This window comes from Chitinophaga sp. 9-1-y (assembly GCF_059511905.2).
Genome location: NZ_CM197955.1, coordinates 1,140,551 through 1,165,682, shown reverse-complemented (window position 1 = coordinate 1,165,682; position 25,132 = coordinate 1,140,551). Strand labels below are relative to the sequence as shown.

The 25,132-nt window shown below is 46.6% G+C and carries 15 protein-coding genes; 3 read left to right on the top strand and 12 right to left on the bottom strand.

Annotation, left to right across the window (positions count from 1 at the left end; genetic code table 11):
- Positions 1–10 precede the first annotated feature (10 nt).
- The gene (locus AC5ZC7_RS04615) at positions 11–502 is read right to left on the bottom strand and encodes a dihydrofolate reductase (protein ID WP_496162546.1); all 492 of its coding nucleotides are present in this window, start codon (positions 500–502) and stop codon (positions 11–13) included.
- Positions 503–510: 8 nt separating this feature from the next.
- Positions 511–1,332 carry a thymidylate synthase gene (locus AC5ZC7_RS04610; RefSeq protein ID WP_496162545.1) on the bottom strand — a complete coding sequence of 274 codons (822 nt, stop codon included), beginning with the start codon at positions 1,330–1,332 and terminating at the stop codon, positions 511–513.
- Positions 1,333–1,654: 322 nt separating this feature from the next.
- Here AC5ZC7_RS04610 and AC5ZC7_RS04605 point away from each other — a divergent pair, with 322 nt between their 5' ends.
- Together AC5ZC7_RS04605 and AC5ZC7_RS04600 are read left to right on the top strand one after the other, a co-directional pair.
- Positions 1,655–4,651: a SusC/RagA family TonB-linked outer membrane protein gene (locus tag AC5ZC7_RS04605; protein WP_496162544.1), complete on the top strand. Its 2,997-nt coding sequence runs from the start codon at positions 1,655–1,657 to the stop codon at positions 4,649–4,651.
- Between the two features lie 29 nt (positions 4,652–4,680).
- Positions 4,681–6,000 (top strand): RagB/SusD family nutrient uptake outer membrane protein, encoded by a 1,320-nt coding sequence (locus tag AC5ZC7_RS04600; protein ID WP_496162543.1) that lies wholly within the window; start codon positions 4,681–4,683, stop codon positions 5,998–6,000.
- Between the two features lie 143 nt (positions 6,001–6,143).
- Here the strand turns inward: AC5ZC7_RS04600 and AC5ZC7_RS04595 are convergent, their stop codons facing one another.
- Positions 6,144–7,322: a proline dehydrogenase family protein gene (locus AC5ZC7_RS04595; protein ID WP_496162542.1), complete on the bottom strand. Its 1,179-nt coding sequence runs from the start codon at positions 7,320–7,322 to the stop codon at positions 6,144–6,146.
- 182 nt (positions 7,323–7,504) lie between these two features.
- On the opposite strand from AC5ZC7_RS04595, the gene AC5ZC7_RS04590 reads away from it, so the two are divergent.
- On the top strand, positions 7,505–8,290 hold the full coding sequence (locus AC5ZC7_RS04590; protein WP_496162541.1) for a FecR domain-containing protein: 786 nt from the start codon (positions 7,505–7,507) through the stop codon (positions 8,288–8,290).
- A 186-nt stretch (positions 8,291–8,476) separates the two neighbouring features.
- Here the strand turns inward: AC5ZC7_RS04590 and AC5ZC7_RS04585 are convergent, their stop codons facing one another.
- From AC5ZC7_RS04585 to AC5ZC7_RS04545, 9 genes are all read right to left on the bottom strand, one after another.
- Positions 8,477–9,505 (bottom strand): TIM barrel protein, encoded by a 1,029-nt coding sequence (locus tag AC5ZC7_RS04585; protein WP_496162540.1) that lies wholly within the window; start codon positions 9,503–9,505, stop codon positions 8,477–8,479.
- An 86-nt stretch (positions 9,506–9,591) separates the two neighbouring features.
- The gene (locus AC5ZC7_RS04580) at positions 9,592–10,482 is read right to left on the bottom strand and encodes a radical SAM protein (RefSeq protein ID WP_496162539.1); all 891 of its coding nucleotides are present in this window, start codon (positions 10,480–10,482) and stop codon (positions 9,592–9,594) included.
- A 30-nt stretch (positions 10,483–10,512) separates the two neighbouring features.
- Positions 10,513–11,724: a thioredoxin fold domain-containing protein gene (locus tag AC5ZC7_RS04575; RefSeq protein ID WP_496162538.1), complete on the bottom strand. Its 1,212-nt coding sequence runs from the start codon at positions 11,722–11,724 to the stop codon at positions 10,513–10,515.
- Between the two features lie 11 nt (positions 11,725–11,735).
- The gene (locus AC5ZC7_RS04570; protein WP_496162537.1) at positions 11,736–13,094 is read right to left on the bottom strand and encodes a RagB/SusD family nutrient uptake outer membrane protein; all 1,359 of its coding nucleotides are present in this window, start codon (positions 13,092–13,094) and stop codon (positions 11,736–11,738) included.
- Positions 13,095–13,105: 11 nt separating this feature from the next.
- Entirely contained in the window at positions 13,106–16,432 is a 3,327-nt protein-coding gene (locus AC5ZC7_RS04565) for a SusC/RagA family TonB-linked outer membrane protein (RefSeq protein ID WP_496162536.1), read from the bottom strand.
- Positions 16,433–16,471: 39 nt separating this feature from the next.
- Positions 16,472–17,452: a FecR domain-containing protein gene (locus tag AC5ZC7_RS04560; protein WP_496162535.1), complete on the bottom strand. Its 981-nt coding sequence runs from the start codon at positions 17,450–17,452 to the stop codon at positions 16,472–16,474.
- Positions 17,453–17,584: 132 nt separating this feature from the next.
- Positions 17,585–18,919, bottom strand: a complete 1,335-nt coding sequence (locus AC5ZC7_RS04555) for a RagB/SusD family nutrient uptake outer membrane protein (RefSeq protein WP_496162534.1) — start codon at positions 18,917–18,919, stop codon at positions 17,585–17,587.
- 11 nt (positions 18,920–18,930) lie between these two features.
- The gene (locus AC5ZC7_RS04550; protein WP_496162533.1) at positions 18,931–22,302 is read right to left on the bottom strand and encodes a SusC/RagA family TonB-linked outer membrane protein; all 3,372 of its coding nucleotides are present in this window, start codon (positions 22,300–22,302) and stop codon (positions 18,931–18,933) included.
- Between the two features lie 14 nt (positions 22,303–22,316).
- The gene (locus AC5ZC7_RS04545) at positions 22,317–24,947 is read right to left on the bottom strand and encodes a zinc-dependent metalloprotease (RefSeq protein WP_496162532.1); all 2,631 of its coding nucleotides are present in this window, start codon (positions 24,945–24,947) and stop codon (positions 22,317–22,319) included.
- Between the last annotated feature and the right edge of the window lie 185 nt (positions 24,948–25,132).

The following is a 25,132-nucleotide window of genomic DNA, read 5'->3' as shown; positions in this document are numbered from 1 at the left end:
CGTAATTTCTTTACACCCTTTCCCATACCTGGAACGAAAAGGGGTATTGATTTTTTTCATCTTCCTCATGACGTTCGTCGCTTACCAGTTCAAATTCTTTTCCGTCCAGTTGCGGGAAGAAAGCATCGCCTGGGACTACGGCATATACACGGGTCAGGTAAATACGATCTATCTGCGGCCAGGCCTGTTCAAAGATCTGGGAGCCGCCGGTAATGAATAACTCATCGCCTTCAAATGTTTTTGCTTTAGCAATGGCAGCTTCGATAGAAGGGACTACATAAGCGCCTTCCGGCTGGTAGTTGGTTTGCCGGGTGATCACAATATTGGGTCTGCCTGGCAAAGCCTTTCCGAGTGATTCAAACGTTTTACGTCCCATTACAATGGGTTTGCCCAAAGTAGTGGATTTGAAATATTTCAGGTCTGTTGGTAAGCGCCAGGGGAGCATGTTATTGATGCCAATAACATTGTTTTCTGATGCTGCCACGATGATGGATATACGCATAAAGAAAATTATATCGCTACCGGTGCTTTGATGGCAGGATGAAACTGGTAGTTGACCAGTTCAAAATCCTCGTAGGTAAAAGAAAAGATATCTTTCACTTCCGGGTTGATTTTCATCACCGGCAGTGGGAATGGTGTTCTGCTTAATTGCAGGTTCGCCTGTTCCATATGGTTGCTATAGAGGTGTACATCGCCGAAGGTGTGGATAAAGTCGCCCGCATCGAGGTTACATACCTGTGCCATCATCATGGTTAGTAATGCATACGAGGCGATATTGAAAGGCACGCCCAGGAATACATCTGCGCTACGCTGATAAAGCTGGCAGCTTAGTTTACCGCGGGTTTCTCCTTTTGCCGGATCTGCCGGGGTAACATAAAACTGGAACAGGCAGTGGCAGGGGCTGAGTGCCATTTCCGACAGTTCACCCACATTCCAGGCATTCACGATAATGCGGCGGGAGTCAGGATTGTTTTTAATGGTATTTACAGCCTCCGTAATCTGGTCAATTACTTTTCCGCTACGGGTTTCCCAGCTACGCCATTGCTTGCCGTAAACAGGCCCTAAATCGCCATTTTCGTTGGCCCATTCATCCCAGATACTTACCCCATGTTCTTTGAGCCACTTGATGTTGGTATCTCCATTTAAAAACCACAATAATTCGTATATGATTGATTTAAGGTGCAGTTTTTTGGTAGTCACTACCGGAAATCCTTCCTGTAAATTAAACCGCATCTGGTAGCCAAAGCAGCTGGTGGTACCGGTTCCGGTGCGGTCAGTTTTAACGGTGCCTTCTTTGATAATATGCTGTAATAAAGATAGATACTGATCCATATGGCCGCAATTTACGAAGTTTCAGCGTCGAAAAATATAACATAATTAAGTCAAACAAAAAAAATCGATATACCTGTAAAATTTCGTAATCTGCCAACCGAATATTTTACGTTACGACAAAATCGGCTTAGTGAGAAACCCTACCGGATGCTGTAGTGAAAAACCTGTGTTTGCCAATTCCGGCAGGATATGATGAAAGTCCTTATAGACCCAGACAACCAAAATCGGAACAAAATTTAATCACCAAAATCTATTTATCGGCTTATATGATCAGATAACCGCTTTTACCACATCATCATCATTTATCTAAACCAAACAAGCTATGCTTCTACCAAAATCCAGCTTGCTGGTACTGCTATGCCTGTGCAGTACCCTGGCACTATTTGCGCAACAAAATATTTCAGGAAAAGTAAAAGACGCCGCCAGTGGAAAACCCATACCTGGCGTTACTGTCCGGGTCCCCAATACCAATAAGGGTACCATCACAGATGCGGGTGGCACTTACACACTGTCCGTTCCTGCCGGTACCACCAATTTACTCGTAAGTTATACGGGATATAAAAGTCAGACTGTAGCCCTGAAACCCGGTGAAACAGCCATCAATATTGCATTAGAAGAAGATTTTGCCCGACTGGAAGAAATTGTAGTTACCGGTTTGGCTACCACCGTAAAGCGAAGTAACCTCGCCAATGCGGTAGCCACCATTTCGGGTAAAGAACTCACGGGTGTTGCACCTGCACAAACATTTGACGCTGCACTCAGTGGTAAAGTACCCGGTGCCCTGATTACCGCCAACTCCGGCGCACCCGGCGGTGGTATCTCTGTAAAAATGCGGGGGATTACTTCTGTATTTGGTAACTCGCAGCCACTCTATGTGGTAGATGGTATTTTCTTCAACAACAGCAGTATTCCCGCCGGCCTCAATGATGTTACCGGTGCGGCTACTTCCGGTAATCCTAACAACCAGGATAACCCTTCCAGCCGTATTGCTGACCTCAACCCGGAAGACATTGAGAACATCGAAATCCTGAAGGGAGCTTCTGCTGCTGCCATGTATGGCGCCAAAGCGGCTGCCGGGGTAATTATCATCACCACCAAAAAAGGTAAAAGCGGCAAAACAAAAATCAGTGTCAACCAGGAAGTAGGTTTCACACAGGTTCGGCACCTGATGGGCGTTCGTACCTTCACCGCAGAAGCCGCCGCCGACCTGGCAGGAAGCGCCTCCAACCCCGATCCTAAAGTAAAACAGAAACGGCTGGAGTACGCCGCCCAATACACCGCTGCCAAAAATGCCGGTAAGATTTTCGATTATGAAAAAGAAATGTTTGGTCAAACCGGCCTGGTATTGAACTCCGGCGTTTCTCTCAGCGGCGGTAGCGAAAGAACTACCTTCTATCTCTCCGGTAACAGAAGACAGGAAGATGGTATAGTAAAAAACTCCGGTTACTTCAACAACTCCATACGCCTGAACGTAGACCACAAAATTAATGATCGTATATCCCTCAGCGTTACCACCAACTATATCGGTTCTTCTGCCGACAGAGGGATCACCAATAACGATAACAACGGGGTTTCTTATGGTGTGGCATTATCTTCCACCCCTGACTTCGTAGACCTTCACCCTAATGCACTGGGAGAGTATCCGGACAACCAGTTTGCGCCTTCCAATCCGTTGCAAACACGCGACCTGGCCTCCAACAACGAAAAAACCAATCGTTTTGTAGGCGGCGCCAACCTGGATATCCGGTTGCAACAAAATGAACGGTCTACCACCCGTTTCATTGGCCGTGGCGGTATTGATTACTTTAATTTTAAAACCGCTGCGCTGTTTCCCCGTAACCTGCAATTTGAAGCGAATAACCTGCAGGGACACTCTATACAGGGAAATACCAATAACAGCAATACCAACCTGGCTGGCTTCATCGTAAACACTTTTACACCTAATAATAACCTGAGCTTAACCAGCACCGCCGGCGCCACACTGGAAACAGGTTTCATGGATTACATCCTCACTTCCGCCACCAACCTGATAAACGGTCAAAGCAACCTCGATGCCAGTGCCAATACCACTACACATCAGTTCCGGCAGAAATTCCGGGACAACGGTATCTTTGTACAGGAAGACCTCTCCCTGATAGAGGCGATCACCCTTAGTGCAGGCGTACGTTTTGACCGCTCTACCAACAACGGCGACTATCTTAAATACTACGTGTTCCCCAAAGGCGCCCTCTCCTGGAATTTAACTAAAATGAAGTTCTGGAATATTACAGGGATAGATAACCTCAAGATACGCGCTGCTTATGGTCAATCCGGTAACGTACCGCCTTACAGCAGTAAGTTCACTGGTATGCTGGGTAGTAATATCGACGGTTTGCCCGGTGTATTGGTAGATAACCTGAAAGGGAACCCGGAAATCAAACCTGAACGGCAGGCAGAATTTGAAACCGGGCTGGATGTGAGTGTACTGAATGGCCGTATCAACCTGGAAGCCACTTACTATAACAAAAACATTTACGACGTACTGTTGCGCCATGCCTTGCCCGGATCTTCCGGTTATGCCAATGAGTGGAAAAACAGTGGTGACCTGAAAAACCAGGGTATAGAGCTGGGCCTGAATGTGATTCCGGTAAACAACGCCACCATTCGCTGGAACAGCACCATCAACTTTTGGTTCAACCGTTCCAAAGTAACCAAACTGGTAATACCTCCTTACGCTATTGGTGCCTTTGGTAACTCACTGGGTACTTTCTACCTGGAACAGGGACAGCCGGCAACGCAAATCAAAGGGACTGTGGGTGACGACCTGAAACTGATCGGTAACTCAGAACCTAAATTCCAGATGAGCTTCTTCAATGAAGTTACCCTGTATAAAAATCTCTCCCTTCGCTTCCTGATCCACTGGAAAAAAGGCGGTGACAATATCAACCTCACCCAGCTGTTAACAGACCTGGGAGCTACTTCTCCGGACTTTGATGAACCAATGAAAGGTACCAAAGCAGGGCTTTATCGTCCGGGCGCCGGCGATGCTTCCATTTATGTGCAGGACGCTTCGTATGTGCGTATCCGTGAGATCGGTTTATACTACAATCTCCCATTAAAAAACACCAAAAATATCAAAGCATTAAGGTTTGGAGTATCTGCCAACAATTTCTTCACCTGGACAAAATACATCGGGTATGATCCGGAAGTGTCCAACTTTGGCAGTAATACCATTACCACTGCGCAGAGCCGCGGCAGTATTGGCTTATCTACCGGTGTAGACGTGATGTCATTCCCTGCATCCAAAAGAGCCAGCTTTCATGTGGGCATAGATTTCTGATCATTTCCTTTCTGCTAAAATCATTACATATGAAAAAGTATATCTCCAATATTACTGTTGTCATTTTCCTGCTGGTGTTGAACGCCTGTCAGAAGGGAGAAATCAACAGTTTGAATACACCCGTTGTAGACGTTATCAGTAAAAATCCAACGAAAAGTGATTTACTTAACCTGGCAACAGGTGCAGAATCCGGTATGCGTAACAGTTTGGCCGTTTACCTGGATGGCGAGGGTATTATAGGCCGGGAAATTTATCGTTTCTCTGGTTCAGAGCCCCGTTATACCACTGACTTGTTAGGTGGCGGTACCAAAACGCTGAACAATAATACATTTTACCTCACCAACCCCTGGGTGGCCCGGTACCAGGTAGCCCGCCAATGTTTCATCCTGCAGGATGCCATCAAAAACACCAAGCCGGAAATAGCTACAGATGCGCAGAAGAAAGCATTTACCGGCTTTGCCAAAACATTGATTGGATATCAGTTGCTGCTGAACATCAACATGACCAACACCAATGGCGCCCGTATTCCGGTAGCCAATGATGATGTGCTACGTGACGTGATTACGGATCCCAATGTGGTGATGGATTCTATCCTGAAGTTCCTGGATGCGGGTAAAGCAGATCTTACCGGATCAGAAGTGATCTTTCCATTATCCGCTGGTTTCACCGGGTTTAAAGATGCGGCCGGCCTCATTAAATTCAACCGCGCCATTGCTGCCAGGGTGCATATTTACCGGAAAAACTGGGCAGATGCTTTAACGGCGTTAAATGAATCTTTCTTTGACCTGAATGGCGCCTTTAACACAGGCATTTATCATACGTTTTCGACTAATGGCGGCGACCTGGCCAACACCATGTATATCGCGCCTAATGGAAATGGAGAAGTAAGGGTATCGCATCCTTCTTTCGCCACAGATGCACAGGCTAACGATGACCGTGTAAACCTGAAAACAGCGACCCGTATTTCTTCCGCCAGCCAGTCCGGCCTCACCGGCGACCGGGATGTCATCATCTGGACTTCTCCCAACTCTCCCATCAGTATTATCCGTAACGAAGAACTGATACTGATTTACGCGGAAGCCAAAATCCAACTGAATCAACTCCCCGATGCAGAAGTCGCCATAAACAGGATCCGGGTAGGACATCATCTTGCTCCCTACAGTGGTCCCAAAACGCAAGCTGCATACATCACCGAACTGTTGTATAACAGACGTTATTCCCTGTTCATGGAAGGACACCGGTGGATTGATTTGAGAAGATATAACCTGTTAAATACTTTGCCCATCGACAGAGCCAACGATGATGTGTGGGCTAAGTATCCACTGCCACAGAGTGAAAGTAACCTGTAGTGTAGCGCCGAAAGCATAAAGCATAAAGCATAAAGCTATAATAGCGAATGAGCAAAGCGTATTAATATCCGCAATGGTCATTCGCTATTATAGCTTTTTGCTTTCTGCTTTATGCTTTCCGCTTTATGCTTTCGGCGCTACAATTATATCCCCCTTCTCTTCATTTCTTTTCTGATCAGCGCCAGTTCACGTCCCATTTGACCGGCGATAGACGTATTTTCCTGGGCCCTGCGGAGCAGGTAAGGCATTACATCTTTTACGGGGCCATAAGGCAGGTATTTGCTGACATTATAACCCGCGTGAGCCAGGTTGAAGGTAATGTTATCACTCATGCCCAGCAGTTGTGAGAAGCTAACATGTGGGTGATTATGGGTGATCCCTTTTTCATCCAGCATACGGGCAGCCAGCATACAGCTGTTTTCATTGTGAGTACCAATAAATACGGCCAGTTTATCGAGGTTATCAATACAGAATTTCACGGCTGCATCGTAATCCTTATCTGTAGCGGCTTTGCTGGGCTGAATAGGTGTTAGATAATTATTCTCCGCTGCGCGTTTATTTTCTTTTTCCATGTAAGCGCCCCGAACTAACTTGGCGCCCAGTAAGTACCCTTCCTGCTGTGCTTTTTGCAGAGATACCTGCAGGAAAGCATAGCGATCATGGCAATATAACTGAAAAGTGTTATAAACAACTGCTTTGCCTTTGTTGAACAACGACATCATTTCATTGGTGAGCTGATCTACCGGATCCTGGATCCAGGATTCTTCGGCATCCACCAGCACAGCCACACCATGTTTAGCAGCAGCTTCCGCAATGCTGTAAATACGGTTGCGTACACGGGTATATTCATCCTGTTCTGCAGCAGATAAGGTTTCCTTGCGGTGTACTTTTTCCAGCAAATCAAACCTGGCAAAACCAGTGATTTTAATAGCGATAAATGGAATATCGGGTCTGCTGCCGGCATATTGAATAGCGCGGATAAATTCCGGCACAGCGGCATCATAGCTGTCTTCCCCTTCCATGGCTTCTACTCCGTAGTCCAATGCTACTCCTACGTGATAGTTGCCCAGTTGTAATGCAGTAGTAGCTGCTTCTTCCAGGCTTTCTCCGCCACAAAACTGTGAGAAGATGGTATTTTTAATAATCCCTTTAATAGGTAAATGTAATTTAAATGCGATCGGTGTCATCACTGAACCGAATTTTACCAACCAGGGCTTCCCGATATTACTAAAGAGAAAGTTGGCTTTTTTCAGTGCTTTGTCGGTCTTTGCCTCAAATGCGATAGCGGTATTATCAAATGATAAAGGTAGCTGCTTTTCCATGGGCCGCAAAGTTAGGGTGCGTCCGGCTTTTAAACAAAAATCATTGTTATATCAGCGCATCTTTTTAACAGCGTTATCAGATATTGTCTATTGCTTCTCAGAAATTGTTTAAGCATACAGGGTTACCGCTGTTTATTTTATTACTTTTAGGTCTTTTCTGTTACATACAAAATTCCCGGAATATGCTATTTAAATCTGATACTACTGCCTGGCCAAAGACTTTCATCGGGTTGATCCTGGGAGGGGTAGTATTCACCGGTTGCCAGCCAAAAGCGCCGGAAACCAAGGGCGTGAACCTGCAAATACCGGGCGTACATTACCAGTCGCATAAGGGCGTTACTGGTCAAAGAACCGTGGTAAAACTGCCAGACAGCTCTACCGTTATCCTCAATGCCGCGTCGGTACTGGAAGTACCAGAGAACTACCTGCAGGGCAACCGTGCCGTGATATTAGACGGAGATGCGTTTTTTGACGTAAAGCCCACAACGGATAGTTTTACCGTTACCAGTGATAAGTTGAGAGCTACCGTATTGGGTACGTCTTTCCGGATGCGTTCTTTTGCCAGTCAGCATGGCGCCACCGTTTACCTGCTTACCGGCAAAATCCGGGTGGGCAAATCTTATCATTCTCCTACCGACAACCAGCCGGAAATACTGGAACGTGGACAAATGATCCTCGCCAATAATGAAATAGACCTGATGGAAAAAGAAACTTACCATCCGGAAGAACTGGAAGCATGGTTATCTGATACCCTGCATATTCAAAATGCTACTCCAATGGCTTTAAGCCGGACACTGGAAGAGTGGTTTGGTGTGGAGATAGAAATGAAGGGAGATGCATCCAAAGCGCCTGTTATTGCAGACGAGCATTTTTATCATGCCAGCCTGGAGGAAGTATTGCGTCGTTTGGGTGAACAACAGCGTTTTAAATACAAAATCGCAGATAATAAAGCGACTATCACGTTTTAGTAAAGTCCGCGATTTTTTGTCTTGTTCAGGATTAGACTGCTTAAACTGATTAGACTGATATTATTTTTAAAGATTTTAAAAGATGAACGTAGATAATAGTGAATATTATTCATTGTCCATCTTTTAAAATCAAAAATGATAATCAGTATAATCAGTCTAATCCTGAACAAGACAAAAACACCCGCTCTACATCGCTCCGCCTACTCTTTGCAACAGTGCTTTTGTTTTCCGGATACCTTCTTCTTCAGATAGTTTTTCTCCTTCGTATTCAATCCCCATGAACCCGGTAAATCCGGCATCTTTCACGGTTTTAAGGATGCGTGTATAATCAATCGTAGTTTCGTTGCCGTTAGCATCGAAGTCGTAGGTTTTAGCGCTCACCCCTTTGGCAAACGGCATCAGTTCTACTACGCCCTGGTAACGATCATATTCTTCGAGGCAGGTGGTTTTAGCCCAGGCTTCCGGTGTATCATTTTCAGGTTTACTTCTCTTGATACAGAAATTGCCCAGGTCAGGCAGGGTACCACAGTTAGGCATGTTCACGGTTTTCATGATGCCGCTCAGCCATTTACCGTTAGACGACATACCGCCATGGTTTTCTACGATGACACCAATACCATGCTCCTTACCGAAAGTGGCGAGTTTGGTTAAGGATTCAGCGGCCGCTTTGGCTACATTTTCCGGAGTACCTTCTCCGGCGGCATTTACACGAATAGAATGACAGCCCAGGAAGGCGGCGGCTTCTACCCATTTATAGTGATTTTCTACGGCCTGTAAGCGTTTCTTTACATCCTGGTCACCCATTTCCCCCTCTCCATCGCACATGATTAATACGCTGCGTACGCCCTGGTCGTCTGCACGTTTTTTCATTTCAGCCAGGTAGGTTTTGTCTTTCGCTTTGTCTTTGAAAAACTGGTTAACATACTCGATGCCCTGGATACCGAATTCATTTTTAGCGCGGGAGGCAAAGTCCAGGTGGTTCATTTTACCGGCAAACAAAGCTTTGTGAAAAGACCATTCCGCCAATGATATCTTAAAGAAAAGTTCTTTGGCGTTGGCTTCGCCTTCTTTGGAGGCAGCGGAACTATCTTTGGCTGTTTCGTTGGTAGATTTGCCATTGTTACAGGCGGCCAGTACAGCGGGCAACATACCGATTCCCATCGTGTATATTCCCATTTGACGCAGGAATTGCCTGCGGTTGTTTACATTACTCATATCCGTGGGTTTTAAAATTCGTCTTCCTAAAATATTCTTTTACGGGGGGGAATGCAAGTGTAGGTCCATAAAATTTTGGTACAGAACTATTCAAAAGGAATCCTGGAAGGCAATCCGTATGGTGCGGCGGCGGCCGCTGCACCAGCCTGTAAGGCGCTGTTGTATTCGGACGGCACGCCCGTATGCTGCGAAAAAAGCCGCTGATAGTATGCACTAAGTTGTGGATAATATTGTTGTATAGCCTGGAGCACCAGTTGTTTGCTATCTGCCTGTTCTTCTCCCCATAAGGTAATAGAAGCGGGAAATACATAGCGGGCGCCGTGCTCATGAAAAGCTGCGTACATGCGTGCCAGTTGTTCCGGCACATCAGTAATAAAAGGCAGCAATGGCATGAGGCTTACACCTGTCATCAGGCCTTCGGCGGCGCAGCGCTGCATGGCTGCCAGTCGCAGGGCCGGGTCCGGGGCGCCGGGTTCAAATTGTTTACCTATCACCGGGTCAATGGTGCTGAAGGAGAAAGTAATAAATGTGCGATGGCTGTATTTGGCTAAATCAGGGGGTAAAACGGCGTTTTCGTTGATGCGGTGGAGTAAGTCCAGGTCGCGGAGCACCAGCGGCGATTTGGTGATAATATGTACCGGAAAACGATATTCCAGTAGCAGCTCCAGGATGCCCCGGGTGAGTTGTTCTTTTTCTTCTATCGGCAGGTAGGCATCCGTAACGGACGACAATACCACGATTCCCTGTTGTTGCTTTGCCGCCCTGGCAGCCAGTTGGCGACGCAGCAACGGTAAGGCATTTTCTTTGACCGATAGTTTATCGGCCATATTAATGCCGTATTTGCTGCCGCGTATATAACAGTACAAACAGTTGAACGCGCAACCGCTGTAAGGGTTAATGGTATAGTCGTCCAGGAACCACGGATCCCGTTTCTTTGTTTTATTCAACAGTGACGTTACAGTAATATACCTGGGCATAATAAAGCAATGTCACCGAAGGTCCGTATTTTATTTCATCTCTTTGATTTCATCCAGTTCTTTTTGGGCAATTTTCTGGATTTTGGATGTTTCCAGCAATGACAACTGGTAGGCTGCTTCTGCTGCTTCGAGGGCTTCCGCTTTATTTCCAAGTTCCTGGCATATTCTAGCCAAGGTACCTTGGTTACCGTATTCTTTCGGGTTGATATCCACCGCACGTTTGGCCAGCTTATAAGCTTGTTGCAGGAAGGTTTTATTACCACCCGCCAGGTATTGGCAACGTCTGCCAAGGAAGCTCAGGCCGGTATCATCCTTTTTCATCACGCCTTCCAGGGCGATGTCTGTTACCTTCACAAAGTTCTTTGCATCTGCAGTAGTCAGGTAGTATTCGGCTTCCATCATCAGCGCTTTCTTTTTTGTAGCCGGGTCAGTAGCATTGGACCAAGGAGCCAGGCGTGTAAAAAATGCCGTGCTGTCTTTTTTGCGAATCAATCCATAGAGGGCGGTATTAAGCAAACGCTCCTGCACCTTACTTACTTCCGCTGCTTCATACTTTTTCGTGTATTCATTCAGGTGAGTTGTAAAAAATTTGCCCAACTTTTCATTTTCGTCCCAGGCAAAGGCCTGAATGGTTTGCCAGCCCAATGGGGTCAGCATATCTGCTGCTGTTAATTGTGCAATCAGCAATTCGCTGATGGTATCTCCTTTATTGCGGTCTGTTTTCTGCAATGCCTTTGCATAGGCCAACAAAGTCTCCTTACTGCGGTTACCGCTGTTAAACGCTTTCTCCATGGATGCCAGGGAGCGTTTCGGATCCAGGGCTTTCTTTCCTTCTTCTATAAACTCGGGCAACTCCATGCGGGAAGTAGCTTTGTGTACCAGGTCCCCTTTGCTGTTAATAAACAAGTAGGTAGGAAATACCTGTACGTTGTACCGTTTCCGTAGTTCCGGCCCCTCTCCTTTCTCCATATCAATTTTATAATTGATAAAAGTGGTGTTGTAGTATTTGGCGGCGGTATCGTTTACAAATACATTCTTCTCCATCCATTTACAAGGCGAGCACCAACTGGTGTAGCAGTCGATAAACACCAGTTTGCCGGTACGGGCGCTTTCCTTTAATACATCGGCGAAGGCGTCTTTACGGAAAACGATCCCGGTTTCCGCTTGCTGTGCCTGTACCGTAATGCTGCCACCGAGCAGGAGGCTCAGTGACAGCATGTTTAATAAGCATAACTTCTTCATATAGCTATTGATTAATACCCTTGGTTCTGTGCCACTACTTTACCAGCGGCCTGAATAGACTTTAATGGGATGGGCAGGATATAACGCTGTTTGCCCATAAACTGCGGCTTCATGGTTTTGATATCAAACTCCCCTTTGCTGGCATACCTTACCATATCAAACCATTCTTCTCCGCTTTCACCACCCAATTCATGCAGCTTTTCCAAGCGGATCGCTTTCAGCAAACCGGCGGCATCATTATCTGTGATATCCGGCATCCCGGCACGTTTACGAATTTTGTTCAATGCAGTTCTCGCATCTTCCAGCGATCCTCCGCTTCTTACAATGGCTTCTGCCTGGATCAGGTAAATTTCCCCGAGGCGGAGAAAATATTCGGTATCTGCATTGGAAGGAGCACCGTCTATAGTGCCAGCCATGAACTTACCGTTGCGAACGCGGGTACCACTCACTTTAATGGCCATGGTATCCCGTTTATCTCCCAGCATGATTGCCCGGTATAGGGCAGACGGTTTAAACCAGTTACTAAATGCATAGCACTTGTTATTGATATTGGTGCTGGCATCATAAGGCGTTTGGAAAATGGCTTCTTTTGTATTGTATATTTTTTTGGAGAAGATGATCTTGAAGGTATCTTCCAGGTTACGCTGTGTGCTCGTAGTTACTTGTTGGGCCATAGCGGCAGCTTCTGCGTATCGTTGCTGGTAGAGCAACACTTTCGACTTCAGCGCACGCGCCGCAATTTTAGAGGCATAAAAAGTGCTGGAAAAATCATTCGTTTCGAGGATGGCTTCGTCCAGGTCTTTGTTGATCTGATCATACACAGCGCGCACACCGGAACGCGGAATGGCGTCTCCATCCTTTATTGGCGTGGTGTGGATAACCAAACCATAAGCAGAAGTGGTATCGTAGAACTCTCCAAATAGGCGTAACAGGTAAAAATAGCTCATCGCGCGGAGGAACTTTGCTTCTCCGATGATTCTTGTTTTACGTGGATCATTACCCGGCAGCACCGCGGTTTTGGTAATAATATGATTGCTCATATTAATCAGTTTATAACCGCCAGCGTACATGGATTCCAGCCAATAATCACTGGTGCGTACGTTGTTGGCGGCATAATCAGCCCCCATCTGCAGGGGCTCCATGGTCCCTCCCATCAGCGCGGCGGCAGCAGGCATATAGTAGTTAAAGGCCAGCGTGGTTCCGTTCAGGATGCCATAGGTACCATACAAGGTACTCTGTGCTTTTTCTACGGTGGTAATGGCATTGGCGTCTTCCAGCTGGTTTACCGGCGCCACGTCGGTGACGTTCACCAGCTTGCAGGAAGCAAATAAGAAGGTAGTGGTTATAGCAGCTATAATATATTGTTTCATGATTTTTTCGTTTACAGATTAACGTTAATACCTGCGGTAAATGAACGGGTCATTGGATAGCCACTGGCATCAATGCCTTGTGCAAAATTGTTGGCGCCGGCATTATTAACTTCCGGATCCAGTCCACTATATGGTGTTAACGTAAACAGGTTACTACCGGTCACGAATACACGGATATGATTAATACGCACACGATTCAGGGCGGGTGTATTGAATACATAGGCGACCTGCAGGTTTTTCAGTTTAAAGAAACCCGCTTTTTCTATGAAGAAATCAGAGTCACGGCCATTATCATTGGGATCGTTGGAAACCAATCTGGGCAGCTTGCCGCTTTTATTGGATTCAGACCAGGAGTGGGTTAAGATATCGCGATTATAATTGTAATAATTAGTGGTGAATATCATCATGTCTTTACGGGTCTGGTTGTACAGGGAGTTACCGATGCTAAAGTTGAAGAATGCAGTAATTTCCCATTTACCAATGCGTACAATGTTGTTCCAACCACCATAAAAATCAGGTTCTGATTTGCCGATAATACCGCGATCTTCATCGGTAATACGGCCATCTCCGTTAACATCCACAAATTTAAAGTCACCAGGAGCGGTTTCTTCGGATTGGTAATAGCCGCCCGGTGCGTTCTTATTGAGGGCATCAATTTCCGCCTGCGATTGGAAAATACCAGCTGTTTTGAAGCCTTCGAAGTAGCCCATGCTTTGTCCTTCTCTCAGTACGCCATTCAGATCAAATCCACCATTCAGTTTTTCTACCCGGCTACGTATACGTGTGATGTTTACATCTGTGATATAGCTGAATTTCTTACGGCGAATCACATCACTTCCCACCTGGAATTCCCATCCACGATTAGAGAAGTCACCTACGTTGTAGTATTGTTGCCGTGCACCGGTTTCCATGGTAATGCTACGATACAGGATCATATCGCGGGTATACTTTCTGAAGTATCCGATGGTACCTCTTAATTTGGATTTGAGCATAGAGAAGTCTACTGCTACATCCAACTGACTGGTAGCTTCCCAGCGGATATCCGGGTTCGGTACATCATTTACAATCATCCCGTTTTTACGATTGTAGAAGCTACCGGAAGTAAACAGGGTGGTATATTGGAAGTCGGCGAAGTTAGCGCTACCGGTTTGACCTGTAGACACGCGCAGTTTCAGGTCTTCCAGCCAGGTAGCAGATTTCATAAAGCTGGCTTCTGTCAAACGGTAGGCCAGACCTACAGATGGGAAGAATGCCCAGCGGTGCCCCGGTGAGAACTTCGTGGACTCATCAGCACGACCGGTAAAGGTGAAATAATATTTACCTCCAAAGTTATAGTTGGTACGCAGGAAATAGGATTGGAATCCACTGATGGTACCGCCACTGGCCCAGGTGTTGAGGATGCTGGCGCCACCTAAGTGATTGAGCGCTTCGTCGTCAGAGAAGTTATTGGATTTGATCGTCGCAAAATCACTCTTGGTTTGCTGGAATGATGCCCCCGCTACAGCGTTGATGTTATGCTGACCAAAGCTTTTCAGATAAGTCAGGGTATTATCGAAATTACGGGCAGTACTGTTATTGGCATAATCTTCTCTCGATCCGGTACGATTGTTCCGAATTTCAAATACATCAGAAGAAGGAGTATAGTTTAACATATCTCCCTTTACAATATTGTAAGAGAGTTCAGAACGCCATCTTAATCCTTTCAATATTTCCAGTTCTCCAAAAAATGACATCATCATATTCTGGCTTCTTTCGCGTCTGGTATAATCCAACTGAGATACGGGGTTAGGCTGAGAGCTATCCGGAGTGGCGCCATATCTTCCGAGATTATCAAATGGTGGTACATCAGGACGATAGCGGACAATTGTGTAATAACCCATACCGTTGTTGGTTTCCATCATAGAATAGTTCATGATGGTACCGAGGCGCAGGCGATCAAACAAGGTGGTTTCCAAACGGCTTCTCAGGTTATAACGTTTAAAGCCGCTTCCTTTAATAACACCTGCCTGATCGGTCACACTACCCGAAACAGAATACAGGGTACTTCCATTGTTGGAACCTCCGTTGATGTTCAGGTATATATCGTTGGTCATGGCGTTGCGAGTCATTTCCCTTGCCCAGTCGGTGCTGGTACCTGGGTACAGTACTGAGTCCTTAGGCGTAGTATTACCTGCATTTTTATACGCTGTTTGTACAGTCATCAAATAATCTGCTGCATTCAGCGGATGATAGGTTTTGGCAAACTGATCAACGGAGGCGGTGTATCCGACAGAGATATCTGCTTTAGGACCAGAGCGACCACGTTTGGTAGTAATAATCACTACGCCGTTGGCAGCACGTGAGCCGTAAATCGCCGCAGAAGAGGCATCTTTCAGGATATCCATGCTTTCAATATCTTCCGGATTGATGCTGGCCAGTGGGGATATTTGTCTGCTTACATCAGCAGCATATTGTTTATTACCCTGACCATTACCCACTTCTACCGGGATACCATCAATCACATACAGCGGTTCATTGTTGCCATATGCAGAAGTACCACCGCGGATACGGATAGCTGCTACAGCACCGGGAGCGCCGGTAGTTTTCACCGCGTTAACGCCAGCGGTGCGACCAGCCAGTGCCGCATCAAAGGAAGTAGTGTGCATTTTGTTCATATCATCTGTTTTGATAGAGGATACGGAACCGGTGAGGTCTTTTTTGTTGACTTGTCCATAACCCACTACCACGATGCTTCCCAGTGTTTTAGGATCTTCGGCTATTTGCACATCCATGTTTTCGCTGGTAATCACCACTTCGCGGGATTGCATACCTACCGCGGAAAATACCAGGATATTTTTATCGGCAGGTACTTTAATGGTGAAATGTCCGTCTTCATTGGTAGCGGCGCCGCGGGAAGTACCTTTTACCAATATAGAGACGCCTGGCACCACGCTCTTGTCCTTCGTGCTGCTAACGGTACCGGAAATGGTACGCATGGCCACATTTTCGGTACCTTCTTTCTTAAAAATCACAATACCATCGTTCATTGTCCGGTATTGCAAGTCTGTATTTTTGAGTAACATCTCCAGGATGATGACAACAGACTGGTCATTAAAGTCCATTATGTTAACCGAATACTTTTTCACATCGCTCTCATTATAAGAGATGTTGATGCCACTTTTTGTCTGTAATTTCTTCAGACAGGAAGCAATTGTTTCGAAGCTGAAGGAAATGGTAGCTCTCTTTTCCAGGTACGACTGTGCATAGGTGCGCAACTGAGTAGCTGAGCATAAAATCACGCATAGCAGCAAGACTTTCGCCCATTTTTGGTTGATGGTTGGTAAAAACCCATTGTTCATAAATAGTCCGTATTTAGTATTAAATGGTAAAGTGTGCTATCAGCAAGGCTTACCGCTGATAATTATTTCCCCGTTGTTGATGGTGTACGTAATGTTGTCGATTATTTTTAGCAGGTCCAGGACCTTGGTGACAGGCTCTTTATCATTAAAATGGAGACTGTTGATACATCCTTTCATTTGATTGTTGGTGAATATTACTTTGTAGCCATAGATATTTTCCAGTTTGATAGCCAGTTCAGCGAGACTTACGTTGGTGAGATAGATATCTCCGTTGCGCCAACTGTTGGCGCGGGCAGCATTGACCTGTTGCGTAGAGAACGCCGCTTTGCTGCTGTTATACACAATTTCCTCGCCGGCGCCAAGGATCACGTCGCACTGGTGCTGATCCTGCACCTGTATGGAGCCGGAGGCTACGGTAACTTTTTCCTGCACTAATTCCGTATAGGCAGATACGTTAAAAGAGGTGCCCAATACCTTTACAGCAAGGCTTCTAGTTTTTACAATAAAAGGATGATGAGCATCTTTGGCTACTTCAAAAAATACTTCTCCGTTGCGGACATTGAATTGGCGTTGCGCTGCAAAATCGGGGTTATACTGCAAGCTGGAGCCGCTGTTGAGCCATACTACCGAATGATCCGGCAGCACCATTTTCAGGCGTTTTCCGGCGGGGCAATCCAGGGATACCCACCTGGCTGGTGGTGTTGGGGGCTTTTCCCGGAAGAAAAATTTAAGTCCGGCTAATAATAACAACGCGGCTGCGGCAGGCCACGCAAAGCGCTTCCAGCGCGGCATACGTTTAATGACCACCGGCGATACTGTGGTGGTGGTTCCTTCGTATATCGCCGACAGGTGTTGCCAGGATTGTTGTTTCAATGCTGATTGCTCCGCTGCCGAAGGCATTTCCGCCGGCATCGTGTCCAGGCTTTCATACCATTGCTGCAAAAAAAGCTCTTCTTCCGCGCTGAGACCCTCTTCCAGCTGCTTTTGTAATAAGAAACGAATATATCGGTAATTGAGCATAGTCATTGGTTGACAAGGTTAAGTACAGGGAGCTTAGGCGATCGTACCAGTCGTTGGAAAAAAAATTTCCGGTATAAATCAAAATGCCGCAGGGTTTCCCCCGCGGCACTTTAAAAGGATGCAAAAACAACACTATTCGTCTAACAACGGGTTGTTCGCAACGGCATCCATAGGAATACGTATCGTATAACGCGGGTCGCCAGCTTTCAGGGTAGTTGATTTCCCTTTCAGCGTATGAACGATTTCCGGTTGTGTAGTTCTGCGGAGATCAAACCAGCGATGTCCTTCGAAAGACAACTCACGGGCCCTTTCATCATATATTTCCTGCAACAGGGCTTTGCCGGACAGCGTAGCCAGGCGGAGCTGTTCTGTTGCATAGAACGCCGGCGTCAGGCGGCGTTGTGTTAACTGGTTAATATAATCGCGGGCTACATCCGGCTGATTCAGCTGTGCTGCTGCTTCTGCCGCGATGAGGTACATTTCCGCCACGCGGAAAGACTGGCGATAATTATTACCTGTATTGATTTTAGCAACAATGTTTTTATTGTTCTTATCCTTTCCGTAGAATATTTTCAGGCGTAAGTCGCCCAACGGATTGTATAACGCCATCAGTTTATCCGATACAAAGGCGGTTTGTATGGTGGTAACGTTATAGTTCTGATCGTATGCCTGTATACTTTCAATAGAATTATACAGGGTTGGCAGGGTGGTACTGGTGTTAAAATCTATCAGGGTATTCTTTTTATCCAGTACTGCTTTAGCGGCATTCAACGCTTTATCCCACTGGTGGGTATACAGGTAAACCCGTGCTGCCAGGGCCAAACCCGCTGTTTTGCTGAACTTGTAGGATTGCGCCGTTTCATAAATATCTACATTTACGAGCGACAACCCCTTTTCGAGATCTGCCAGTACCTGCGTGTATACTTCCTTCACCGTATTACGACGGGATACTTTTTCCATATCCACTTTGGTAATCACCGGTACTGCTTTATCGGTAGCTGCGGTAGACTCACTATAAGCGTTACCATACAGATTTACCAGGTTAAAGTGCGTATAAGCACGCATCAGGTAAGCTTCTCCCAGCAGTTGGTTTTTCTGTGCTTCGGTACCGCCGGTGGCAGCAGGTGCTGCACCAATGATGTGATTAGCATAGAAAATCCGCTGGTATTTGCCGCGCCAATCGTAGGTAAGTCCTTTGGTAGGGCCATTCTCATTCCAGAGGAAGTTGTTTGACACCAAATCCACATCGCGGCTTTTGGCTTCATTCACTGTCAGTTCGTCTCCACGATAGGACGCCAATCCTTTGTCCAGGTCCGTCATGGCATAGGCGGCATCCAGTTCCTTGGTAAAATCTTCTACCGTAGTGGGTACTACTTTACCTACGGGTACAATGTCGAGGTATTTTTTGCAGGAGGACATGGAAGCCATTGTTAACACCAGTCCTGTGGCATATATTACTTTACGCATTTTACTGAGTTTTAGAAAGTGGCGTTGAGGCCAATGGTAAATGTTTTAGGAATGGGCTGTGCATAGTTGTTACCCATTGTTTCCGGATCGAGGAAGCCATCGTAATTTTTCGCAAATACGAATGGATTCCGGGCTTCTGCTGTTACCTTCAGTCCTTTCATCCTGATTTTATTGCTGATGTTTTCCGGCAAACGATAGCCCAGGGTGATATTACGTACCCTTACATAGCCGGCATCTCTAATCCACAAACCGAGCGCCTGGTACTGGTAGATTTTATCTTCCAGCCAATGCCCCAACAGTTTCAGCTCCGGATCTGTTTCCGCTGTATTTCCGAATAATGCGGGATATTTTCCATGCGGGTTAGCCGGTGTCCAGCGATCGAGAATAGCAGTGCTGCTGTTCAAACCGCGGTTGTAGAGTATCGGGCTGTAAGGTGGATCTATCTTCGCTTTCTGGCCGAGGTTAAACATCAGGCCAATAGACAGATCAAATTGCTTATACGTAAAGTTGTTATTCAACCCACCAGTGTACAATGGATCACTGCTGCCCATATTTTTGAATAAATCACGTACCTGTGCATTGGTGAGGTTAGTATAAGGGAACAGCCCGCCCAGGTCCGGATCGCCGGCAAAATCGTCTTGTAACTGCAGCAGTTCTGACAAGGATTCTACTTTACCATTATAGTTCACCATGATCATACCCTTTTCACTCAGCCCTGCATATGGCAACCCCCAGATGGTGCCAATGGCATTACCTTCGCGGGAAGGGAATCCTGCGTTATCCGGCAGGGTTTCACGTAAAACAGTATTCTTGTTATAAGCGAAATTAAAGTCGGTAGACCAGCGGAAGTCTTTACGGATAATATTCCGGGTATTGATGCTTACTTCCACCCCACGGTTACTTATTTCTGCCCAATTCACGTTCATAGATTGGAAACCGGTTTCCAGTGGCAATGCCAGGGCATTGATCAGGTCTTTACCATGACGGTCGTAATAATCTACCGTTACATTCACCCTGTTTTTCAGCACCGCGAAATCAATTCCGATATTCTTATTGATCGTTTTCTCCCATCTCAGCTTCGCGTTAGGAGGACCGTCAACCAGGATCATCTGGGAGGTATTACCCGGCAATATGGCTGCATTGATGTACCGGCCCACTACGAAAGGAGAAGTATTTTTGTCGATGTTTCCCTGTAAACCATAGGAAGCACGTACGTTTAACATGTCAAGGAAGCGTACATTCTTCATGAATGGTTCTTCCATTACCCGCCATAAACCGCTCACAGACCATAAAGGCAGGTATTTGTATTTCGGGTCTACACCAAACAGGTCTGATCCATCGAAGCGGATACTTCCTGCCAGGGTATAGCGATTGTTGTAAGTATAGCTACCAGTGCCGAAAAATGATACGAAAGCATTTTCTGCATATTGATGCCTGTCTTTATACAGTGCATTTATTTCATTATCGTTCAGGTATTTTGGTGGCTGTGTGGTCAGCGTTTTAGGATCATAACCATAACCTACGGTAGTATTGAGCCGGTCTTTGATTCTTCTCAACTCATTACCGCCCATGAAGCTAAAATCATGCTTTTTATTGATATTGAAGCTATATTCCAACAGGGTTTTGAGCGTATATTGCTGCAGCCGCTGTTCTCCGTTATCAATCATTCCACCTTTAGGCAGGAAAGTGGATTTAGTACCGGTAGCCGGGTCATAACGCTGGCGGATATCTGCCAACTGGCGGATATAGTAGCTATTTTCCAGGGCTATTTTTTCGGAAGATGTATTCTCCGACTGGATACCCAACTGCGAGCTGATGTGCAGTCGTGGAATAATTTCGTAGTCCAGTTTAAAATTGGTATTTACTGCCTGTGCCTTCACTGTTTTGCCAGTATTGGCGCGTTCTTCCAGCACGTTGAAATTAAGTACGCCTTCGTCCCCAACCACATTTTTATCGTATACATAGCCACCGTTATTATCTAAGGCTGGTGTGTATGGATTAGCGGCCCTGGCGTATCTCATGGGGTTGGTTACCGCCATGTTATCGGTCAGGAATGAGGTTTGCGAACGCTGATTCGCGAAGATGCCGGCAGAAAACTTCAGTTTATCGGTCAGGTCATAATCTGTTTTCAGGGTGATGTTATAGCGTTGCGCACCGGTACCAACAGCGGCACCTTTCTCATCATAATACCCGCCACTGAAATAGTAACTAGACCTATCTCCGCCTCCAGACACGCTTACGCTGTGTTCCTGAGTAAAAGCGCTGCGGAATAAGAGGTCGTTCCAGTTAGTATTAATACCTCTCAGCGCATTAATTTCGTTGCGTGCGCTGGCGTTGATACCACCAAAACCTTTGTTGGTCAGCTCTTCCGGTGTAACACCATATTTGCTGAGGATACGGGATACTTCCCCATTATCTGGCAGATAAGTGAAGTCAGACTTGAAGAGATCCAGTTCCAGGTTTACTTTCTGGTCGCTGTTCATCAGGTTCAGGCGATCCAGGTTAGGTTTTTGCGTGAACGTAAAATTATTGCGGTAGTTGATGCTGAGGCGTTCGTTCTTCTTACCGGATTTAGTGGTAATTACAATAACACCGTTGGCAGCGCGTGCACCGTAGATGGCTGTAGCAGCCGCATCTTTCAGAACCGTAATGCTTTCAATATCTGCCGGGCTATAACCTGCAATAGAGGAAGTATACAACTGGTCGATTGCTTTTGCATCATCCAGCTTTGGCAGGTTGGTACCTTCAATTGGTAATCCATCGATTACCCATAAAGGGTCCTGGGTACCTTGTAAAGAGGAAGTACCACGGATACGGATTTTTGCTGCCTGGCCAGGTGCACCGGAGAGTGGGGTTACAGCCACACCAGACAGTTGTCCCTGCAGCATTTGCTCCACGCTCATTACGCCGCCGATGTCTATTTTTTCCATGCTGATTTTATCCGTAGCGCCGGTAGACTTATTCTTACGGATTTGCTGGTAACCGGTAAATACAAACTCATTGAGGTTTTTACCGGAGGTAGCTAACGTAATATGATAGGTATTGCTGGCAGTGATGGTGACCAAACGGGTTTCATATCCCATATAGTTCACCGTCAGTTGCTTTACTTTCAGGGAGTCTGGCAGGTTCACGGAGAATTCGCCTTTCTCGTTGGTGATAGCGCCTATGCTGATATTTTCTATGATGTTATCGGTGCCGGTGGTAGTGCCGATGGTTTTGTTGCTGGCATAGATAGATACGCCGATGAGGGCGTCTCCGGAAACAGCATCTACTACTTTACCCTTAATAATACGCGGGCCGTTTTGCGCCTGCGCCCACCATGGGAAAAGACAAACTGCCAGTAACAGGCATAATGTCTTTTGTAAAATTGAACTTTGTTTCATGTAGAGAGATGTGATTATTTATTATTTAAAGCCTGGTTGATACGAATAATAAGATCGCCGTAGTGGTCTGCTGTAGCCCTGTCGGCGTTGTTCTTTTTGCTGTTGAGCAGTTGTAGCAGGCGGCTCAGTTCTCCGCGTTTTGCACTTACGGCATCGGATACACGATTTACCGCGAAGTACATCATGTTACGAGAAGCGCGTTCCTCTTTCTGTTGTTGTGGTTGCAGGGAGAAGGTGCAGAAATCGTTGATACCCGCTATTGGTTCACTGGGTTGCAGTTTCTTCACATCTGTGCGTATCACCGATTTGTCGATGCTGATGATGAGTGCGTCTACAAAACCTTTCTGGCTGTTACGTTCGTAGATATCGAGCGACTGGCCACGCAAGGTTTTAGCGAATATACCCTGGTGCATATCGCTCATCAGGTCAGACACGGTGTAAGCGGATTTGCCGTTGGCAGCTTCATTTTCCAGCATACGTGACAGGCGTTCATCGCGGAGCAGATCATAGTACACATACGACTGTAAGCTCTTTGCGTATACCAGTGCACCGTATTCGATATTGCCAATAGGGCTCTCCTTAATCGGATAGCTCTTGGTGTAGATATCATTTTTGAACAGCCATGCCGGTGTATTGAATACTTCCGCGATGAGGTAATGCACCGCATCCTGTTGCTTTTTCTTTTCTACGTGTTCGTAAGTATTTTGTTTTTGTCCGTATACCGTAGGGGTAATGTAGATACCGCCTACATTGGCTAATACGTGATATGCATATTGATTCCACTGGCCAATAGCGCTGTTCAGCATTTTACCGGCTTCGTCATAGTTATCACCTTCTTCTTTGGTCCAGGTTAAAATTTGCGGTACAATACGTTTCAGGTTCATGAGGCCATAGCGGCTGGCTTTCATCGCGTCGTTACCGAGGTCTTCTATCTGGGAGCGGGGATCGATGGCGTCGCGCACTTCCTGTTGTTCACCGAATGCATACATACGGTCATTTTCGTGTGCACGTAACTGTTTGTTCAGCGGCGGCAGTTCTTCATGCGGTGTTTTAGCGCCGGTGTATTGGTAGGCCCAGCCGATGGCGAATTTATCGTATACGCCGATAGCGGGCGTGATTTGTGTAACGTTATCACCGGGTTGTGCCACATAGTTAAAGCGGGCGTAGTCCATGATAGACGGTGCAGTACCACCCATGCGGGAAGTGAAGGCAGGTGAGCGCAGGGAGTCTACTTCAAAAGCGTAGGAGCTGCCCATGTTATGTTGCAGGCCGAGGGTATGTCCTACCTCATGGCTGGAAACAAAGCGGATGGCGTGTCCCATCAGGGAGTCGCTGAACTGGTTGCCACGGGCGCGCGGATCGATGGCGCCGGTTTGGATGCGTACCCAGGAGTGCAGGGTGCTCATCACGTTGTGCCACCAGATGATATCGGCTTCGAGGATTTCGCCGGAGCGGGGGTCAATCACAGAAGGGCCCATCGCGTTGGCTTTGGAAGAAGCGGCATAAGTTACTACGGAGTAGCGTACGTCATCACCATCGAAATCAGGATCATTTACTGGTGCATCTTTGGCGATGATGGCATTTTTGAAACCGGCTGCTTCGAAAGCTTTCTGCCAGTCTTCAATCCCTGCTTTGATGTAGGGGCGCCATTTTGCCGGGGTGCTTGGATCGATGTAATAAACAATTGGCTTTACTGGTTCTACCAGTTCCCCGTTGCGGTAGCGTTGGAGGTCTTCCGGTTTTGGTTCCAGGCGCCAGCGGGTGATCAGTTCTCTTTCTTCCAGCTTATGCTGCTCATCGCTGAAATACCAGCGGGGAGTGGTGAAGAGTCCTACCCTTCTGTCGGCGAAGCGGGGTGTCATGGGCTGCTCGCTCAGTAATACCATATTCGTGGTGGTTTCAATAGACACTTCCACGCCAGTAATTTTTGCAGTCAGCTCTGACTTGGCAACGATGTTATCTTCAAAAGCTTTGATGACGCGGATGCGGGACAGGTCTCTGATGGGAGAGCTACCCATGCCGAGTGCATCAAACACGTTGTTGATACTGGTGTTGGAGCCGTCGAATATCTTGGATACGTTTACCACCACAGCGGTAGTATCTGTATTATAGGTTTCTATTTTGAAGTAGTCGATCACTGAGGGAATGAAGTTATCTGCCACAGATTGCGCGATGGCGTTATTAGCAGGTACTTCCAGGAACGGGTTTTGTTTACGCAGGAATATTTTGTTGAGCAGGGTGTCTCTTTCGAAGGAAACCACCAGGTTTGCATAGTTCATTCCTTTATTCACGCCGGCGTCGTTGAGCTGTTCCGGTACTTTGGAGAGCTTGTTGACAACGAGGATCTGGCGGCCCAGGAGCTTCAGGGGGATTTCAAAGTAGTAGTCTGTTTTTACGCGGTGTACTTTAAACAGGCCTTCTTTAGAAACGGCATCGGCGGTAATCACCTCTTTATAAGGTTTCAGTCCTTTGGTATCCGGTTTCTTTTTAGTAGCCGTATCCGCTGCTGGTGCCGGTGTTTTTTTGCCAAACAGCCAGCTGCCTTTTTTCTTTGACTGGGCCTGGGCTTCCATCGAAGATAGGCATAGTGCCGAAAGGGCTACACATGGGAGTAGCCATAACAGTTTCCTGTAACTTGCGTGCATAGTTGGAGCGTTATTAGTGATATATACTAAATACTAATACAGGGGCAACAATGATCCGGACGCGTTGCTGGTATAAAAGGGATGTCCTTTGACGGGTGGTGACCGCACAGGAATCCTGACGGGGTGTTACCCCTACAGTTAAGCCCAGCAAGGGCCGGGCTACAAAGGACGATCGGGTGCTACAA

What these genes read in the sequence shown, in the direction of transcription:
- AC5ZC7_RS04615 (WP_496162546.1), bottom strand. Translation starts at nt 502, where the DNA reads ATGCGTATATCCATCATCGTGGCAGCATCAGAAAACAATGTTATTGGC.
- AC5ZC7_RS04610 (WP_496162545.1), bottom strand. Translation starts at nt 1,332, where the DNA reads ATGGATCAGTATCTATCTTTATTACAGCATATTATCAAAGAAGGCACC.
- AC5ZC7_RS04605 (WP_496162544.1), top strand. Translation starts at nt 1,655, where the DNA reads ATGCTTCTACCAAAATCCAGCTTGCTGGTACTGCTATGCCTGTGCAGT.
- AC5ZC7_RS04600 (WP_496162543.1), top strand. Translation starts at nt 4,681, where the DNA reads ATGAAAAAGTATATCTCCAATATTACTGTTGTCATTTTCCTGCTGGTG.
- AC5ZC7_RS04595 (WP_496162542.1), bottom strand. Translation starts at nt 7,322, where the DNA reads ATGGAAAAGCAGCTACCTTTATCATTTGATAATACCGCTATCGCATTT.
- AC5ZC7_RS04590 (WP_496162541.1), top strand. Translation starts at nt 7,505, where the DNA reads ATGCTATTTAAATCTGATACTACTGCCTGGCCAAAGACTTTCATCGGG.
- AC5ZC7_RS04585 (WP_496162540.1), bottom strand. Translation starts at nt 9,505, where the DNA reads ATGAGTAATGTAAACAACCGCAGGCAATTCCTGCGTCAAATGGGAATA.
- AC5ZC7_RS04580 (WP_496162539.1), bottom strand. Translation starts at nt 10,482, where the DNA reads ATGCCCAGGTATATTACTGTAACGTCACTGTTGAATAAAACAAAGAAA.
- AC5ZC7_RS04575 (WP_496162538.1), bottom strand. Translation starts at nt 11,724, where the DNA reads ATGAAGAAGTTATGCTTATTAAACATGCTGTCACTGAGCCTCCTGCTC.
- AC5ZC7_RS04570 (WP_496162537.1), bottom strand. Translation starts at nt 13,094, where the DNA reads ATGAAACAATATATTATAGCTGCTATAACCACTACCTTCTTATTTGCT.
- AC5ZC7_RS04565 (WP_496162536.1), bottom strand. Translation starts at nt 16,432, where the DNA reads ATGAACAATGGGTTTTTACCAACCATCAACCAAAAATGGGCGAAAGTC.
- AC5ZC7_RS04560 (WP_496162535.1), bottom strand. Translation starts at nt 17,452, where the DNA reads ATGCTCAATTACCGATATATTCGTTTCTTATTACAAAAGCAGCTGGAA.
- AC5ZC7_RS04555 (WP_496162534.1), bottom strand. Translation starts at nt 18,919, where the DNA reads ATGCGTAAAGTAATATATGCCACAGGACTGGTGTTAACAATGGCTTCC.
- AC5ZC7_RS04550 (WP_496162533.1), bottom strand. Translation starts at nt 22,302, where the DNA reads ATGAAACAAAGTTCAATTTTACAAAAGACATTATGCCTGTTACTGGCA.
- AC5ZC7_RS04545 (WP_496162532.1), bottom strand. Translation starts at nt 24,947, where the DNA reads ATGCACGCAAGTTACAGGAAACTGTTATGGCTACTCCCATGTGTAGCC.